This is a genomic window from Methylobacterium sp. TK26 (genome assembly GCF_055361565.1).
Genome location: NZ_CM143965.1, coordinates 2,899,921 through 2,915,707, shown reverse-complemented (window position 1 = coordinate 2,915,707; position 15,787 = coordinate 2,899,921). Strand labels below are relative to the sequence as shown.

Sequence of the window (15,787 nt, the reverse complement as noted above, 5' to 3'; positions counted from 1 at the left end):
CATGGCGATCGACGCGCGCCGGTCGGCCTTCGACGGGGCGCTGGTCGGGCTCGCCCTGCTCGCGGGCGACGGCGAGAGCGTGCTCGTGGCCAACCCGGCGCTGCACGCCCTCCTGGCGCGGCCCTCTGGCAGCCTCGACGGGGCGCCCGTCTCGGACCTCGCCGCCGATGCGGCTTCCCTCCATTCCGGCATCCGCGTCTGGCGGCGGGCGGACGGCGTCGAGATCGACGTGCGCGTGCGCCGCTCCGGCGACACGCTGGTGGTCGAGGCGGTGGACCCGGACGAGGCCGCCCATTCCGAGGCGAACCGCGACGCCATGGCCGCCGCCGGGCTCGGCGAATGGCGCTGGGACCGGGCGAGCGGCGACCTCACCCTGTCCCACCGGGCCGCGCGCATCCTCGGCCAGCCGCCGGGGCGCTCCGTCACCTGGGGCGTGCTGCGGCCCTTCCTCATCGAGCCCGAACGGGTCTCGCGCCTGATCGAGGCGGCGGTGGAGAACCTGGAGCCCTACCGGTTCGAAACGCGCCTCACCATCGAGGGGCGCGGCGTCGTCGTGCAGGTGAGCGGGCAGGCCCTCACCGACGAGGCGGGCGCGGTCAGCGGCATGGTCGGCGTGGTGCAGGACATCACCACGCGGATCGAGACCCGAAGCGAGTTGCAGGCCCACGACCACCGCCTGCGCGCCGCGACGGCGGTCGCCAAGCTCGGCATCTTCGAGTGGCACATGCTCGATGACCACGCGGTCTGGGAGAATGACCGCATGTACGAGATCTTCGGGCATGCGCCGGAGGACGGCACCATCGGCAAGACCGAGTTCCTCAGCGGCATCCTCCATGCCGACGACCGGGCGGCGGTGCGCAAGGCGATCTCGGCGGCCCTGCGCGAGGACCGCGACCTCCACATCAGCGGGCGCATCCGCCGCAAGTCCGACGGGGCGTGGCGCACCATCGACATGGCGGGCCGGTTCGAGCGCGATGCCCCCGACCGGCTGCCCCGTCGCCTGATCGGCGTGGTCGCCGACGTGACCGACCGCCGCCTCGCGGAGGAGCGGCAGACCCTGCTCATCCGCGAGTTGCACCACCGGGTGAAGAACACCCTGGCCACGGTGCAGGCCATCGTCGGCTCGACCGCGCGGACGGCGACAGACATCGACAGCTTCTACGAGGCCTTCGTCGGCCGCATCAAATCGCTGGCCCACACCCATTCGGTGCTCACCGAGGCGACGTGGCAGACGGCCTCCCTCACCGGCCTCCTCGTCAACGAGTTGCGCCCCTACGCCGAGGTGGCCGAGGCCGGCGGCGAGGACGGGCGCGTCGTCCTCGAAGGGCCGTCCATCGACCTGCCCTCCGACATCGCCGTGCCGGTGGGCATGGCGATCCACGAGCTCACCACCAACGCCGCGAAATACGGGGCCCTTTCGAACCGCACCGGCCGCGTCACCGTCGCCTGGGATCTGGAGCCCGGCGGCCCCGCCGGCACGTTGCGCCTCACCTGGCGCGAGAGCGGCGGTCCCGTGGTGCAACCGCCCCGCCGCCAGGGCTTCGGCTCGCGCCTCCTGCACCGGGTGCTCATCACCCAGGTCCAGGCCGAGGTGACGACCGATTATTCGCCCGATGGGTTCTCCCTCACCATGCGCGCGCCGCTGCCGCCACGGAACGCGAGCCTGAACCCGCTGGCCTGAGATCGCCCTTGGGGCAAGCGCCTCGTCAGGCGGCCGTCGCGGTGGCGGCCCGGGAGCGGCCCTTGTTGCGCCAGGGCGCGTCCCTCTCCCAGTCGCCCGCCATGATGCAGCCGAATGGATCGACATGGTCGACCACCTCGGCGAGCCCGTAGCGACCGATCTGCTCGCGCACGGCCCGCGCGTTCTTGTAGGCGCCCGGCAGCTCCGACAGATCCGGTTGGCCGCAGAAGAATCGGACATCCAGGCCCTCCGGAATCTCCGGGCGGTTCTCGCGCAGGTAGGCCGCGCGGCTCTGGTTGCGGCCGGCGCCATGCGGCGCGAAGCCGAGGGTGTCGGGGTTGTCCCGGTGGGCGGTCACGAGCACCGGCTCGGCCATGTTGAGGGGGATCAGCGTCAATCCAACGTCGTCGGCGGAAAAGCCCTTGAACGAGGGGGTCGCGCCCTTGCCATGGTAGAAGAGCCCGTCCGCCCGCTGGAACACGAAGTTGTGCTCGTTCCAGAACCGCCGATCGATCCGCGCGGCGACCCGTGCCATGGCTTGATCGTGGATGACGATGTGGTTCGCCCGCGTCCATTCACGGACGATCTGCAGCGCATCCCAATAGGCTTGGCCGGCGGCGCTGTCGGCCTTCAGCCACGCATTGTGCTTCGGCACGGCCGGCGCGACCTTCGCCGTGTGCCGCTGGGCGGCCTGCATTCCCTTCTTGTAGAGCGTTGCCCCGAAGCCACGGGACCCGTGATGGGTGACGAGGGCCGGCTGGCCCGTCGAGCGCAGCCGACCGACGAAGGCGAAGTGGTTTCCATCGCCCTGCGAGCTGAAATCGCCGATCGCCCGGGAGATCAGGTCGGACGTGAATGCGTTCGCGGCGATCCTCGCAGCGACAGGGGTCGGCAGGGGAGGCGGGTTCGCCCGGCCGCCCGGCCCGAAATGAGTGACGGCCTGCACCGCGTCGAGCAGCGACGCGAGGTCGATCTCGTCCCGCAGGACGGTGATCGCCACGGAGCAGCAGATGTCGGCCGAGTGGAAGCCCGGATGGATCGCGTCCCGGCAGGCGACGACGCCCCCGACGGGGATCGTGCCGGGCGCATGGCCCGACGGACAGGCATCCGGCATCACCGCACCCGCGCTGATCGTCGGCACCCTCATCAGGTGGTCCATATGTTCCAGGACAGCCGCCGCGTTCTCGCGCTCCAACTCGGTCTCCGCGTCGAGCGCGACGGCATAGGGAGCGGCAACCGTCCGCATCGGAATGGCCTGAGGGACGAGCGTGAGCACGGCCGCTAGGATGGCCTGCCGGTCGGCCCCCTCGGCGGACATCCGGTTGGCGAGGGCGAGGGCGGAGCCCATGTGCGAGCCGGGCGGCACCCCCCACGCGACGAGCGTCTTTCCCGAAATCCCCGGCATGAGCCTACCCGGATGCGCGAATTGTCGCAGGTCTAGTGATAGGCGTGATGTCATGCTTCCCGCAAGCCGGGGCTGGATGCCGGGGAACCGCGCACCGGGCCGGTGCCGGTCGCGCCATTGACTTCCGCACCGCAGCGCAGCATATGCGGCATGCAGCGTCAGCGGCCACATCGATGGACCGCCTGAGGGGGCTGCGTGACGGACGGGCTTCAGCGCCGCGGTCCGGCCCCCCTCTTCATAACGTGCATGCACCCGGACGGCCCCATCACGCGGGCTTTCCCCACTCGATGGACCGCCCACACGGTGCCGCAGCCTCTCGCGCGGCCGGCCGGTCTGCTGCGACGGATATCACTTTGACCCAGTTCTCCGATTTCGGCCTCGCTCCGCCCGTGCTCCGGGCGCTCGAGGAGGCCGGCTACACCACGCCGACGCCGATCCAGGCGCAGGCCATCCGCCCCGCCATGGAAGGCCGCGACCTCTGCGGCATCGCCCAGACCGGCACCGGCAAGACCGCCGCCTTCGCCCTTCCGATCCTCCACCGCCTCAGCCTGGAAGACCGCCGCCCGCCCCGCCGGGGCTGCCGCGTCCTCGTCCTGTCGCCGACCCGTGAGCTCGCCAACCAGATCGCCGACTCGTTCTCCGATTACGGCAAGCACCTGCGCTACACGAACACCGTCGTGTTCGGCGGCGTCACCATCGGCCGCCAGGAGCGGGCGCTGGCGCCGGGCGTCGACATCCTCGTGGCCACGCCGGGCCGGCTGATCGACCTCGTCGACCGCCGCTCGCTGACCCTCGAAGGCGTCGAGATCCTCGTCCTCGACGAGGCCGACCAGATGCTCGACCTCGGCTTCATCCACGCCCTGAAGCGCATCGTGCGGATGCTTCCGCAGAAGCGCCAGAGCCTGTTCTTCTCGGCCACCATGCCGAAGAACATCGCCGGGCTGGCCGCCCAGTACCTGAACGATCCGGTGCAGGTCGCCGTCACGCCCGTCGCCACCACGGCCGAGCGCGTCGAGCAGCAGGTGATCTTCGCCCATACCGGCGCGAAGCAGGCCCTGCTCGCCCACATCCTGCGCGATCCGGCGATCGACCGGGTGCTGGTCTTCACCCGCACCAAGCACGGCGCCGACCGGGTGGTCCGCGGCCTCGACAAGTCGGGTATCGCCGGCGCCGCCATCCACGGCAACAAGAGCCAGCCCCAGCGCGAGCGCGCCCTCCAGGCGTTCCGCGACGGCGAGTGCCGCGTGCTCGTCGCCACCGACATCGCCGCCCGCGGCATCGATGTCGATGGCGTCAGCCACGTCGTGAACTTCGACCTGCCGAACGTGCCCGAGAGCTACGTCCACCGGATCGGCCGCACGGCCCGCGCCGGCAAGGACGGTCTCGCCATCTCGTTCTGCAACGACGAGGAACGCGCCTACCTCCGCGACATCGAGCGGCTGACCCGCCAGAAGGTGCCGGTCGTCGGCTTCCCCGAGGGGTTCACGGCCCCCTCCGGCGAGGCCGCCGCCGAGATCGCCCGCGAGGAGGCCCGCCGTCCCCCGCGCCAGCAGCAGCAGCCGCGCGGCGCTCGCCAGCAGGACGGTCGCGGCCGTCCGGGCCAGGGCCGTCCGCAGCAGGGTCGCGCCGAGGGCTCTCGTCCCGGTGCCGGCCCCGGCCAGCACCGCCAGGGTCAGAACGGTCAGGCGCGTCCGGCCGAGGGGCGTCCGCAAGGGCGTCCCGCGCAGGGCGCCCGCCCGGCGCAGGCTCGTGACGGCCAGGGCCGCGACGCCCGCCCGCAGCAGCCGCGCTCCGGCCGGGACAACCGTCCGCGCCAGGGCGAGGCGTCCGGCCGTGGCGGCAATGACGGCCGCAGCATCGGTTGGCTCGACCGCGCCCCGCGCTCGTAACCGTCCCGTCTTCCGACGCGCCACAACGACCTTATCTTGAGGCCATCCGGCCGCGATGCGTTCCGCGTCGCGGCCGTTTTCGTGGGAGACGGTGATGCGCTTCGAACTCTACCGGGATGCCGGCGGCCAATGGCGCTGGCGCCTGCGCGCCCGCAACGGCGAGATCATCGCCGAATCGGGCGAGGGCTATGTCCGCCGCGAGGATTGCGAACACGGCATCAACCTCGTGCGCCAGAGCGCCGAGGCGAAGATCGAGGACATGACGACGAAGATCGCGTGAGACACGTTTGACTCCCTCCTCACGCCACCGATATTATGACCATATGGTCATTTGCTGGAGTATGGCGTGAGGAGCGTTCCGATCGTCGAGGCCAAGGCGCATTTCTCGGCTCTGCTGGCTGAAGTCGAGGCCGGCGCGGAAATCGCCGTGACGCGCCATGGCAGGATCGTGGCGCGGATCGTCCCCGATCAACCCCGGAGCGCGGCCGACCTCTTCCGCGATTTCTGGACCTCCGCCGAAGCCATCGATTTGGCGGCGCCCGAGGACCCCCCGGCGGAACCGGTGGCGTCCTGGGACGCGTGAGCCGTGCCACTCCTGTTCCTGCTGGACGCGAACATCGTCATCGCCGCGCTGAAGGGACACCGTGAGGTTCGAAGGCGACTGGAAGCCGAACCGGCGGCGGCGCTGCGCCTCTCCACCATCGTGTTGGGCGAACTGGAATTCGGCGCGGAGAAGAGCGCCTATAGCGACCGCAATCGCGCCAACCTGGCCGCTCTGACGGGGCGCATCCCGGTGGTCGGCATCGATCCGGAGACGGCCCGCTGCTATGGCCGCATCCGCGCGCATCTCGAACGGCAGGGCACGCCGATCGGCGCGAACGACACCTGGATCGCCGCCCAATCCATCGCCATCGGCGCAACGCTGGTGACGGACAATCTCCGTGAGTTCTCCCGCGTGCCCGACCTGCGGGTGGAGACGTGGCTGACGACGCCGGACACGTAACGCGCCCCGCCCATCGCGTCCGGGCCCGCCCTGCGCTATGGTGCTGGTTCGGCACGGTCGGCGTCAGATCCGACTGGCCGCGAGGAAACGCGGACTACTCGCCATGAACGATATCGCCGAGCGTCACGCGGAGGCGCGTGCGTCGCGTGACCTCTGGCAATCGATCCCGCTCGATTGCATCCTGTGCGCGGTGTTCGTGTTCGCCGCGGCGGGGCTCACGCTCGCCGGGGTGTTTCCTTGAGGGCGGCCCGATGCAGGTTTCCGGCACTGCGGACGAGACCAACGGGGAGACGCCGCAGGGCGACCTGACGGTGCGCACCATCGCCATGCCCGCCGACACCAACGCCAACGGCGACATCTTCGGCGGCTGGGTGCTGTCGCAGATGGATCAGGCGGGCGGCATCGCCGGGGTGGAGCGGGCACGGGGGCGGGTCGTCACCGTCGCCCTCGACGGCATGACCTTCCTGCGCCCGGTCTCCGTGGGCGACGTGCTCTGCGTCTACACCCGCGTCGCCCATGTGGGCCGCACCTCGATGAAGATCGAGGTCGAGGCCTGGGCGCGGCGCTTCCGCACCCAGAACCGGGAGAAGGTCACGCGGGCGACCTTCACCTTCGTCGCCATCGACGACGAGGGCCGCCCGCGCGCGATCGCTACTTGATCACCCCGCAGGCGATGCGGTCCCCCGCGCCGCCGATGGGTTGGGTGGTGTGGTCGTCCTCGTTGGCGTGGATGATCAGGGCCGAGCCGTCCCCGTCCTTGAGCCCGCCCTCGCCGGTCAGCGCCGTCTCGGACGAGACCTCGGCATTGGCCGAGCCATCCTGATTGGCGAAGATGTTCGGCAGGTCGCCCTCGTCCGGCCCGTCCGGGTTGAGCAGGCCGTGCTTGCTCTGATCGTGGTTCACGTGGGCCTTGGAGTTCATGAACTTCGGATCGGAGCAATCGCCGACCGCGTGGAAATGGATGCCGTGCCAGCCGGGGGGCAGGCCGCCGGGCTGGATGGTCAGGCGCAGGACCAGGGTGTTCGCCCCGTCGCGGATCGCGAGCTTGCCGATCGTGTCGCCCTTGGCGTTCTTGATCGGGCTCTCGTAGGTCTCGGGGGTGGCGGGTTTGGCCGCGTCCTTCGCGGGCTCCTGCGCGAAAGCCCCGCTTGCCGCGAAACATCCCAGTGCGGCGAGCAGCGTCAACGTGCGTGTCATGCGATGGCCCTCTTCTCTGGCCGCGGTTAGGTAGGGGTCGCGGGCGGCGCCGACACCCCTACCCGAGACCGGAGACACATGACCCGCGAGCGGCAGAGAGCCGACCTCTATCTGGTGGAGCACGGCCATTTCGAGAGCCGCGCCCGGGCGCAGGCGGCCATCCGCGCCGGGCGCGTGCGGGTGGACGGGCGCGTGCTCGCCCGCGCCTCCGAGACGATCCCGCCGGGCGCGTCGGTGGAGGCGCAGCCCGAGCATCCCTTCGCCTCGCGCGGAGGGCTGAAGCTCAGCGCCGCCCTGGATGCGTTCGGCCTCGATCCGGCGGGCTTGCCCTGCCTCGATGTCGGCGCCTCGACCGGCGGCTTTACCGATGTGCTGCTCATGCGCGGGGCGGCCCATGTCCACGCGGTCGATGTCGGGCGCGATCAGCTGCATCCGCGCCTGCGGGCCGATCCGAGGGTGACGAGCCGTGAGGGTGTCGATATCCGTAGTCTCGCACCCGGCAGTCTCGATCCGGCGCCGCGCCTTGCCAGCGTGGATGTCAGCTTCATCTCCCTGCGCCTCGTCCTGCCGGCCCTGTGGCCGCTGCTGACGCCGGGGGCGTCCCTCGTCACGCTGATCAAGCCGCAATTCGAGGCGGGGCGCGAGCGGGTCGGGCGCGGCGGGATCGTCCGCGATCCCGAAATCCATGCGGAGGTCTGCGCGACGGTGCGCGGCCTTCTCGAAGGCCGGGGGGCCACGATCCTCGGCCTCGTCCCGTCTCCCGTCGAGGGCGGGGACGGCAATGTCGAATTTCTGATGGGGGCGAAGCTGCCGTGAGCGAGAGCGTCGAGATCATTCGCCTGGGCGCGCGCGGCGACGGCATCGCGCAGGACGGGACCATCGTGCCCTACACCCTGCCGGGGGAGCGCGCCGCGATCCGCCGGGAGGGCTCGCGGGCCGAACTCGAGGAGATCGAGCGGGCGTCGCCGGAGCGGGTGGAGCCGTTCTGCCCCTACTTCATGCGCTGCGGCGGGTGCCGCACCCAGCATCTCGCCCGCGAGCCGGAACTGGAATGGAAGCGGGGCATCGTCGCGAACGGGCTCGCGCAGGCGGGGCTCCCGGTCGTGCCGGAACCGACCCTCGACGCCCATGGGACGGGGCGGCGGCGGCTGACGCTGCATGTCCGCCTCGTCGAGGGGCGGACTGAGGCGGGGCTGATGGAGGCGCGCAGCCATGCCCTCGTGGACCTCGACCATTGCCCGATCACCGTGCCGGCCCTGCACCGGGGGCCGGATGTCGCCCGCGCCCTGTCGGTGCCGATCGGCGGCGGCCGCAAGCCCCTCGACGTGGCGGTGAGCGCCACCGACCAGGGGCTCGACGTCGACATCCGCGGCCACGGGGCGGTCTCGCCCGGCGCCAGCGCCGCCCTCGTCCGCATCGCGGGGGAACTCGGCCTCGCCCGGCTCTCGCTTCACGGGGAGCGGCTGATGGAGGCCGAGCCGGTCTCGGTCGCGGGCGAGGGTGCGCGGCTGTTCCCGTCGCCCGGCGGCTTCCTGCAGGCGACGGCGGCGGGGCAGGCGATCCTCACCGGCCTCGTCCTCGACGCCCTCGGCCCGAAGGTGAAGAAGGTGGCCGACCTGTTCTCGGGCTGCGGCCCGCTGGCGCTCGCCATGGCGAACCGTGCCTCCGTCCACGCGGTGGAGGGCGAGGCCTCCGCGCTCGCCGGGCTCGACCGCTCGATGCGGGCGGCGACCGGCCTGAAGCGCATCACCCAGGAGCGGCGCGACCTGTTCCGCCGCCCCCTCCTGCCCCTGGAACTCAAGGCCTACGACGCCGTGGTGTTCGATCCGCCCCGCGCGGGCGCCGAGGCGCAGGCGAAGCAGCTCGCGGCCTCCGCCGTGCCCGTCGTCGTCGGCGTCTCCTGCGATGCCGGCACCTTCGCCCGCGACGCGGCCACCCTGGTCGCGGGGGGCTACCAGCTGGAGCGGGTGACGCCGGTCGATCAGTTCCGCCATGCCGGCCATGTGGAGATGGTCGGCGTGTTCCGGCGGGAGAAAGTCCGGCGCTAGGTCAAGGCAACTGCCGCGCGCATCGTACGTTTTCCCGACGACGGAGACCCGGACGATGCGCGCCACGACCCTTTCCCTGCTGATCGCCTCGCTCATGCTGCCGGGCTCGGCCCTGGCGCAGGGCCGCGTGGCCCCCGACGAGACCGGCACCGGAGGCGGCCCGCGCTCGACCATCACGGCGCCCAACACCAACAGCCTCGGCGTCACGAAGCCGCCGGGCACGTCCATGGGGCCGGGGGAGGTGCCGTCCTCGCGCGAGCGGCGGCAGGAGCGCTCCCTGACGAACCGGATCGAAAACAGCATCTGCGACGGCTGCAACTGAGGCGCCCGGCGGCGGCGCTGTCACGGAACCTTCAAGAAACGGGGTCACATGCCGTCGGCCCCTTGCGCCTCCCGACCGCCTGCGGGATGCCGGGGCCGCCACAAGCCGCCGCGTCCCTGAAGAGATTCCCGCGTGATCTTCATCCATCAGCCCGTCACGGAGGCCGGCCAGCGCCTGCTCGAACGCCGGGCCGTGAACCTGCAGGACGTGATCCCCGAGGACACGATCTGGCTCGACCTCATCCGCCCGACCCGCGAGGAGGAGCTGAAGGTCGAGGAATTCGCCGGGATCGAGGTGCCGACCCGCGAGGAGATGAAGGACATCGAGCCGTCCGAACTCCTCTATGTCGAGGACGGCGCCCGCTACATGACCGGCCGCGTGCTCTCGAAGGTCAGCGATTCGGAGGAGCCGGGGCTCGCCGGCATCACCTTCATCCTGCGGGGCAACCGGCTCATCACCGTGCGCTACGAGGAGCCGCAATCCTTCCGCATGTTCGCGCAGCGGGCGGGGCGGGCCACCGGCAACGGCCACGCCACCGTCGCCTCCGGCGACGCGATCCTCGCCGGGCTGATCGAGGCGGTGATCGACCGGGCGGCGGACGTGCTCCAGCTCCAGGGCGAGCGAATCGACCGCCTGTCGGGGACGATCTTCGAGGTGCAGGACGACCCTAGCGCCCGCAACACCGCCCTGCAGGACACCCTGCGGGCCCTGGGCCGGCACGGGGACCTCATCTCCAAGCAGCGCGAGAGCCTCGTTTCGATGGAGCGGATCCTGCTCTCGCTCTCGGCGACCTACCGCACCAACAAGGCCCCCCGCGACCTGCGCGAGGATGTGCGCTCCACCCTGCGCGATCTGCAATCGCTGGAGGAGCACGCGACCTTCCTCTCCACCAAGATCCAGTTCCTGCTCGACGCGACCCTCGGCCTCGTGAACCTGGAGCAGAACAACATCATCAAGCTGTTCTCGGTCATGGCCGTGGTGTTCATGCCGCCGACGCTGATCGCGTCGATCTACGGCATGAACTTCAAGTCCATCCCCGAACTGGACTGGTCCTTCGGCTACCCGATGGCCGTGGTGATGATGGTGGTGGCGGCCGTGCTGCCCTACGCCTTCTTCCGATGGAAGCGCTGGCTGTGACGAACACGATCGGAGAGGCACGTCACAGTTTCAGGATGTCGAGCCGTTCTGGGAGTTCATCTCAGGCCCGCTCCATGCTGGAGCCTTCAGCCCGCAGCTGCGCTCCGTGAAGGCGCCCCCCGGGGGCGGGCCTGCAGTTCGTCGGCCACGTCAAGGTGGACGGGCGCACGGAGCAGGTGACCGTGACCCTGAAGGACGCCGCCGACACCGACCTGTGGCAAGTCACCCCCGCCCCCGCGCGGGGGTGAGGGCGCCGCCGCTCAGGCGGTGGTGATGTACTCGCGCAGGGCCTGGTGCTCGGCCTCGACGGTGGCGATGCGGCGCGCCACCACATCGCCGATGGAGACGATGCCGACGAGGCGTCCGTCCTCGCAGACCGGGATGTGGCGGAAGCGGCCGTTGGTCATCAGCTCCATCACGTCCTCGATCGTCGTGGAGCGGTTGCAGGTCGTCACGTTGGCCGTCATGTGGTCGCCGACCGGGGCGTCGAGGGTGGCGGCGCCGAGCCGGGCCAGGGCGCGCATGATGTCCCGCTCCGAGACGATCCCGACCACCGTGCCGTCGGGATGCGCGACGACGAGGGCGCCGATGCGCTTCTCCGCCAGGATGTGAATGACGTCCCCGAGGGTCTTCTCCGGGCCCACCGTGGCCACCGAAGCTCCCTTTTCCGACAGAATCCGCGCGACGGTCATCGACCCCTCCCTGTGTCATCGGTTGGGTGCACCGTCAGCTCCGGCGCACCGGTTGCGACATGCCGGCCGGGTTGGTCCCGGCTCTCGATCGTGCCCGAGTGTGTGATTGTTCCGGCGCCCTGGCAAGGCCGCCGGTCATCGCGTTGGGGGAGATTTCCTGTCGAGGAGGGGGAAGAGCAGGAAGCCGGCGATGAAGCCGCCGAGATGCGCGTCCCACGCCACCGCCGCGCTCTCGGCGCCCAGCGGCAGGCTCACGATGCCGAACAGGAGGTTGGTGACGAACCAGATCGCCAGGAACGACACCACCGTCCGGTTGCGCAGCAATTCGGGGATCGTCTCGGCCGGGCGGTGCGCCGGCTTCTGCCAGGGCTGCGTGCCGTAGCCCGAGACCGGCGGCTGGAAGACGAAGCGCGCCGCCGCCGCCATCAGGGCCGAGATCCCCGCCGAGGCCCCGACCAGGGGCGTGGCGCTCAGCGGATCGATCAGGATGTGGAGCAGGCCCCCCGCGATGATGCCCGCCAGGGCGAGGGCGCCGTAGCGCCACGCCCCGCAGCGCCGGGCTACGGGCGTGCCGAAGGCCGCGAGCCACACGCTGTTGAACAGCACATGCATCCACGAGCCGTGGAGCAGGGCGTAGGTGGCCAGCGTCCAGGGCTCCAGGCTCTGCTGGCCGGTGACGTAGCGCGCGAAGGCCTCACGCATCGCCGCGACATCGGGATCCCCCGAGGCCGCCGCCTGGATCACCTCCGCGATGCGGCTCGGGTCGAACCACACCGTCCACCGGGCGGGAACCAGGGCGAGGTCGAGCACGACCTGGATGTCGCGCACGTCCGAAAGGAGGTACTCGCGAATCGCCTGGATCGCGACGAGCACGGCGATGGAGGCCGTGACCACCCCCGGCATGTTGAAGACCGGGGCACGGCTCTGGCGGGGGAAATCGGGCGAAGCGTCCATTGCCCCACATGTTGTCACTGGAAAGTTGCGGACAAGCCCGCGCTGCCACACGAAGGCGAATCCTCGGGGTGCAACTCCTTCTCAGCGTTGTGTTGTGCCGGAGGGTACAGGCTTCAGTGGCGATCAACCTTAACCAAAGCGTAACTCGCCGGATGCATCGGCGCGCCCGAGGGCATAGGGATTGCGGCCAGGGACGGTAACCGCCCGATGCGCGGCCGCAGACGTCGTCCAGACGTTTCGGAACGGGCATCCACGAGGCACTTTTGTACCGATCCGGGACAGACATGAAGCATCCCACAAGTCATCTGCTTCACGCTTACTGGGAAAAGCTCCGCGGTGATCGTGCCGCGCCGGAGCGGGCCGAAATTGAGCCTGGCGAGATCCGTCATCTTCTGGCGGATAGCCTGATCCTGGAACTCGACGTGCCGGCGCGCTCGGCGATCATCCGCCTCGCGGGGACGCGGGTCTGCGCCCTCTACGGCCGGGAATTGCGCGGGCAGCCCTTCAGCGCCCTCTGGGGCGACCGGGCCTGCGACGCATGGCGCCTCGCGGAGACGGTCGCCCTCGACACGCTCGGCGTCGTGGCGGGCCTGCGCGGCGTGAACCGCGCGGAGGAGGGCGTCGATCTCGAACTCCTGCTGCTGCCCCTGCGCCACCGAGGCCGCCCGCATATCCGCGCCCTCGGCGCGCTGAGCTTCGTCGGGGCGCCGCCCTGGCTCGGCCTGAAGCCCCTGGAGCGGGCCGAGACGACCTCCCTGCGCATCCTGGCGCCGCGCAGCCGCAGCGCCCGCCCGCCCGCCGCCGGGCCGGGTGAGGGCATTCGCCGCGTGTTGATGCCCGATGCGCCAGTGCGGCGGGGGCACCTGATGGTCCATCCCGGCGGGCGCGCCTGAGCCGGTCCGTCTTTCTGACGAAAGTGCGACAAGAACCCTGCCGGTGAAGGCATTCCGTAACTCGTGATCACTACGGTTGCCGCAGCGAAGCTTACTCGGCGACTGATCTTGGCATGATCGCGGTGGATGCCGGCCCACTCCAGACTTTAAGAAGTCGCCCCGTCGTGGGCGTGGCGTCGAACCGTCGCCAGCACCAGCGGGTGCGCGTTGCCGTGCTCGGCCGCTACATGCTCTCCGACCGGCGCGAATATCCCTGTCAGACCGTCGACATGTCGCCCGGCGGCGTCCGCCTGACCTGCGCCGTCCTCGGCGAGATCGGCGAGCGGGTGGTGCTCTACCTCGAATTCATCGGCCGGATCGAAGGGGTCGTGGCCCGGCACACGGCGGGCGGCTTCGCGGTGAAGCTCGCGGCGACGTCGCGCAAGCGCGACAAGCTCGCCTCTCAGCTCACATGGCTCGCCAACCGCGAGATCCTCGGCCTGCCCGAGGGCCGCAGCCACGAGCGCGTCGTGCCGGAGAAGCCCAGCGTCACCCTGAAGCTCGAGAACAACCGCGAGGTCATGGCGCGGCTCATCGACATCTCGCTGTCGGGCGCCGCCATCACCTGCAACGCGACCCCGCCGATGGGCAGCATCGTGCTGGTCGGCAGCACGCCGAGCCGGCTGGTGCGCGTGTTCGAAGGCGGGTTCGGCGTGCAGTTCCTGCTGCCGCTCTCCCCCGACCGCTTCCATGCCGGGATGACGCTGTAGGAACCCGGCTCAGATCTTCTTGGCGAGTTCCGCCGCCGTCTGCTCCGGCGGACGGGAGATGTCGAGGGCGCCGAGGAAGCGGTTCTGCGCGTCCATCACGTACACGATCGCCGTGTGCTCCATGACGTAGTCGCCCTTCTGGTCCGGCACCTTGCGGGCATAGGCGCGGTAGGCCTTCTCGACGGCGGTGATCTGCTCCGGCGTGCCGGTGAGGCCGGTGATGCGCGGATCGAAACTCGACAGGTAGGTCTTCAGGCTCGCCGGATCGTCGCGTTCGGGATCGACGGTCACGAAGGCGACCTTCATCGCCTTGGCCTTGGGGCCGAGGGCCGCCAGCACGTCGGAGATCTGCTGCAGCGTCGTCGGGCAGACGTCGGGGCAATGGGTGAAGCCGAAGAAAACGAGATGCGTCGCCCCGGTGAAATCCTTCTCCGTCACCGTGCGCCCGTCCTGGTCGACGAGGGTGAACGGGCCGCCCACGGCGGCGGTGCCGACGGAGGTCACCTCCGGCCGCAGCATCACGAAGGCGGCGGCGGTGATGCCGACGAGCCCCAGGCAGAAGGCGAGGAGCGGAATGAGGGCGCGGCGCATGGCGTGAGGAACCCCGGCACTGGTGTGCCGGGGTGGTGCACGGAACGAACCCGGTCTTCAAGCCCGCACGTCGCCGCCGGGCGAGGCGGATCCGCTCAGGGCTGGCGGGCGGGCTCGGCGGCCTGCGCGTCCTTCGGCTTCTCCTTGCCGAGGTAGATGTATTCCGGCGCCGCGCGGAGCTGGTCCTTCGTGGTGTCGATCGTGGCCTTCAGGGTGTCGTTGTCGCCCCGGCCGACCTTGATCGCGGTGGGGTCGATGGCGACGTATTTCGCGCCGATCCCGAGGAAGCCGCCGACGCCGACGATCCAGGCCTTCACCTGCTGCTTCTCGTCGAGGACGAGGTCGGCGATCTGGCCGATCGTCTCGTTCGCGCTGTTGGTCACGCTGAGGCCCACGAGCTTGCTCGACACCATGTCGGAGGGCGCCTGGGCGACGAATTTCGGGCGCAGGTCGTCGGAGAGCGTCGCCGGCTTGGCGGCCACGGGACCCCCGGCCGCCGGGGTGTCGGCATTCTGGGCGAGGGCCGGGACGAGGGCGGCGGTGACGAGGGCCGTCGCCAGGGCGACGGTCGCGAGCGGGTTGCGCATGGTGCGGGAGCCTTCCGGTCGGGCAGCCGCGTCGGCTGCGACGCCCGCTCAAGGGTCAGCGGCACCGCAGGGTTCCACGCGCGATGTTGAAAACGTTGCGCTTTGCCGGCTGAGCGGCGATAGCCGGTCCCCGATGCCCCGCCTGACCCTCTACCAGCCCGACATCCCGCAGAATGCCGGCACGATGATGCGCATGGCGGCCTGCCTCGGCCTGCCGGTGGAGATCGTGGAGCCGGCGGGGTTCGACGTGTCCGACCGGCACCTGCGCCGCTCCGGGCTCGATTATCTCGATCACGTCGCCATCACCCGCCACCGGTCCTTCGCGGCCTTCGAGGCGTGGCGCCGGGAGGCGGGGGCCCGGCTCGTCCTCGCCACCACGAGCGGGGCCGTGCCCTACACGGACTTCGCCTTCCGCCCCGGCGATTGCGTGATGGTCGGGCGGGAATCGGCCGGCGTGCCGGAGGCGGTCCACGCCGCCGCCGACGCCCGCGTCGTGGTGCCGATGCGCTCGGGGATGCGCTCCCTCAACGTCGCCATGGCGGCGGCGATGATCCTCGGCGAAGCCCTCCGTCAGGTCGGGGACGCAACGGATCGCCCCGAGCGGGCTTGACCCGACAGATACCTTCAGCCCGCGCCCAC

Annotated in this window: 20 protein-coding genes and 1 pseudogene; 15 read left to right on the top strand and 6 right to left on the bottom strand. The window is 70.7% G+C overall.

Features of this window, described 5'->3' with window-relative positions; translation table 11 throughout:
- Position 1: 1 nt before the first annotated feature.
- Entirely contained in the window at positions 2 to 1,681 is a 1,680-nt protein-coding gene (locus ACXJ1Y_RS14210) for a sensor histidine kinase (RefSeq protein WP_463846859.1), read from the top strand.
- Positions 1,682 to 1,706: 25 nt separating this feature from the next.
- Here the strand turns inward: ACXJ1Y_RS14210 and ACXJ1Y_RS14205 are convergent, their stop codons facing one another.
- Positions 1,707 to 3,086 (bottom strand): RtcB family protein, encoded by a 1,380-nt coding sequence (locus ACXJ1Y_RS14205; RefSeq protein ID WP_463846858.1) that lies wholly within the window; start codon positions 3,084 to 3,086, stop codon positions 1,707 to 1,709.
- Between the two features lie 353 nt (positions 3,087 to 3,439).
- On the opposite strand from ACXJ1Y_RS14205, the gene ACXJ1Y_RS14200 reads away from it, so the two are divergent.
- The 6 genes from ACXJ1Y_RS14200 (at position 3,440) to yciA (ending at position 6,637) form a co-directional block, all read left to right on the top strand.
- Positions 3,440 to 4,975: a DEAD/DEAH box helicase gene (locus tag ACXJ1Y_RS14200; protein ID WP_463846857.1), complete on the top strand. Its 1,536-nt coding sequence runs from the start codon at positions 3,440 to 3,442 to the stop codon at positions 4,973 to 4,975.
- A 94-nt stretch (positions 4,976 to 5,069) separates the two neighbouring features.
- Positions 5,070 to 5,255 (top strand): YegP family protein, encoded by a 186-nt coding sequence (locus ACXJ1Y_RS14195; protein ID WP_243952373.1) that lies wholly within the window; start codon positions 5,070 to 5,072, stop codon positions 5,253 to 5,255.
- Between the two features lie 66 nt (positions 5,256 to 5,321).
- Positions 5,322 to 5,558 carry a type II toxin-antitoxin system Phd/YefM family antitoxin gene (locus ACXJ1Y_RS14190; protein ID WP_463846856.1) on the top strand — a complete coding sequence of 79 codons (237 nt, stop codon included), beginning with the start codon at positions 5,322 to 5,324 and terminating at the stop codon, positions 5,556 to 5,558.
- A gap of 3 nt (positions 5,559 to 5,561) precedes the next feature.
- Entirely contained in the window at positions 5,562 to 5,978 is a 417-nt protein-coding gene (locus ACXJ1Y_RS14185) for a PIN domain-containing protein (protein WP_463846855.1), read from the top strand.
- A gap of 103 nt (positions 5,979 to 6,081) precedes the next feature.
- The gene (locus tag ACXJ1Y_RS14180) at positions 6,082 to 6,219 is read left to right on the top strand and encodes a hypothetical protein (RefSeq protein WP_463846854.1); all 138 of its coding nucleotides are present in this window, start codon (positions 6,082 to 6,084) and stop codon (positions 6,217 to 6,219) included.
- A 10-nt stretch (positions 6,220 to 6,229) separates the two neighbouring features.
- The gene (yciA, locus tag ACXJ1Y_RS14175; protein ID WP_463846853.1) at positions 6,230 to 6,637 is read left to right on the top strand and encodes an acyl-CoA thioester hydrolase YciA; all 408 of its coding nucleotides are present in this window, start codon (positions 6,230 to 6,232) and stop codon (positions 6,635 to 6,637) included.
- On the opposite strand, the gene ACXJ1Y_RS14170 is transcribed toward yciA, so the two are convergent.
- Complete coding sequence (locus ACXJ1Y_RS14170) at positions 6,630 to 7,175, bottom strand: superoxide dismutase family protein (protein WP_463846852.1); 546 nt, start codon at positions 7,173 to 7,175, stop codon at positions 6,630 to 6,632. The two genes, yciA and ACXJ1Y_RS14170, sit on opposite strands and share 8 nt — an antisense overlap.
- Positions 7,176 to 7,253: 78 nt before the next feature.
- Here ACXJ1Y_RS14170 and ACXJ1Y_RS14165 point away from each other — a divergent pair, with 78 nt between their 5' ends.
- From ACXJ1Y_RS14165 to ACXJ1Y_RS14145, 5 genes and pseudogenes are all read left to right on the top strand, one after another.
- The gene (locus ACXJ1Y_RS14165; RefSeq protein ID WP_463846851.1) at positions 7,254 to 7,991 is read left to right on the top strand and encodes a TlyA family RNA methyltransferase; all 738 of its coding nucleotides are present in this window, start codon (positions 7,254 to 7,256) and stop codon (positions 7,989 to 7,991) included.
- Entirely contained in the window at positions 7,988 to 9,223 is a 1,236-nt protein-coding gene (locus tag ACXJ1Y_RS14160; RefSeq protein ID WP_463846850.1) for a class I SAM-dependent RNA methyltransferase, read from the top strand. The genes ACXJ1Y_RS14165 and ACXJ1Y_RS14160 overlap by 4 nt, the downstream gene beginning before the upstream one ends.
- A gap of 55 nt (positions 9,224 to 9,278) precedes the next feature.
- Entirely contained in the window at positions 9,279 to 9,545 is a 267-nt protein-coding gene (locus ACXJ1Y_RS14155) for a hypothetical protein (protein ID WP_463846849.1), read from the top strand.
- A gap of 132 nt (positions 9,546 to 9,677) precedes the next feature.
- The gene (locus ACXJ1Y_RS14150) at positions 9,678 to 10,682 is read left to right on the top strand and encodes a magnesium transporter CorA family protein (protein ID WP_463846848.1); all 1,005 of its coding nucleotides are present in this window, start codon (positions 9,678 to 9,680) and stop codon (positions 10,680 to 10,682) included.
- A gap of 22 nt (positions 10,683 to 10,704) precedes the next feature.
- A pseudogene (locus ACXJ1Y_RS14145) lies at positions 10,705 to 10,930 on the top strand (alkaline phosphatase D family protein); the annotation flags it as partial.
- Positions 10,931 to 10,942: 12 nt separating this feature from the next.
- Here ACXJ1Y_RS14145 and ACXJ1Y_RS14140 read toward each other — a convergent pair.
- Both ACXJ1Y_RS14140 and ACXJ1Y_RS14135 read right to left on the bottom strand, forming a co-directional pair.
- On the bottom strand, positions 10,943 to 11,374 hold the full coding sequence (locus ACXJ1Y_RS14140) for a CBS domain-containing protein (RefSeq protein WP_463846847.1): 432 nt from the start codon (positions 11,372 to 11,374) through the stop codon (positions 10,943 to 10,945).
- Positions 11,375 to 11,509: 135 nt separating this feature from the next.
- Positions 11,510 to 12,328 (bottom strand): rhomboid family intramembrane serine protease, encoded by an 819-nt coding sequence (locus tag ACXJ1Y_RS14135; RefSeq protein WP_463846846.1) that lies wholly within the window; start codon positions 12,326 to 12,328, stop codon positions 11,510 to 11,512.
- Positions 12,329 to 12,612: 284 nt separating this feature from the next.
- Here ACXJ1Y_RS14135 and ACXJ1Y_RS14130 point away from each other — a divergent pair, with 284 nt between their 5' ends.
- Entirely contained in the window at positions 12,613 to 13,221 is a 609-nt protein-coding gene (locus tag ACXJ1Y_RS14130) for a PAS domain-containing protein (RefSeq protein ID WP_463846845.1), read from the top strand.
- A gap of 113 nt (positions 13,222 to 13,334) precedes the next feature.
- Positions 13,335 to 13,970: a PilZ domain-containing protein gene (locus ACXJ1Y_RS14125; RefSeq protein ID WP_463846844.1), complete on the top strand. Its 636-nt coding sequence runs from the start codon at positions 13,335 to 13,337 to the stop codon at positions 13,968 to 13,970.
- 9 nt (positions 13,971 to 13,979) lie between these two features.
- Here ACXJ1Y_RS14125 and ACXJ1Y_RS14120 read toward each other — a convergent pair whose 3' ends face one another.
- Together ACXJ1Y_RS14120 and ACXJ1Y_RS14115 are read right to left on the bottom strand one after the other, a co-directional pair.
- Entirely contained in the window at positions 13,980 to 14,561 is a 582-nt protein-coding gene (locus ACXJ1Y_RS14120; RefSeq protein WP_463846843.1) for an SCO family protein, read from the bottom strand.
- 95 nt (positions 14,562 to 14,656) lie between these two features.
- Positions 14,657 to 15,148, bottom strand: coding sequence for a PRC-barrel domain-containing protein (locus ACXJ1Y_RS14115; RefSeq protein ID WP_463846842.1), 492 nt, complete (start codon positions 15,146 to 15,148; stop codon positions 14,657 to 14,659).
- A 133-nt stretch (positions 15,149 to 15,281) separates the two neighbouring features.
- Between ACXJ1Y_RS14115 and ACXJ1Y_RS14110 the strand changes: the two genes are divergently transcribed.
- Entirely contained in the window at positions 15,282 to 15,758 is a 477-nt protein-coding gene (locus ACXJ1Y_RS14110) for a tRNA (cytidine(34)-2'-O)-methyltransferase (RefSeq protein WP_463846841.1), read from the top strand.
- Positions 15,759 to 15,787: the final 29 nt, after the last annotated feature.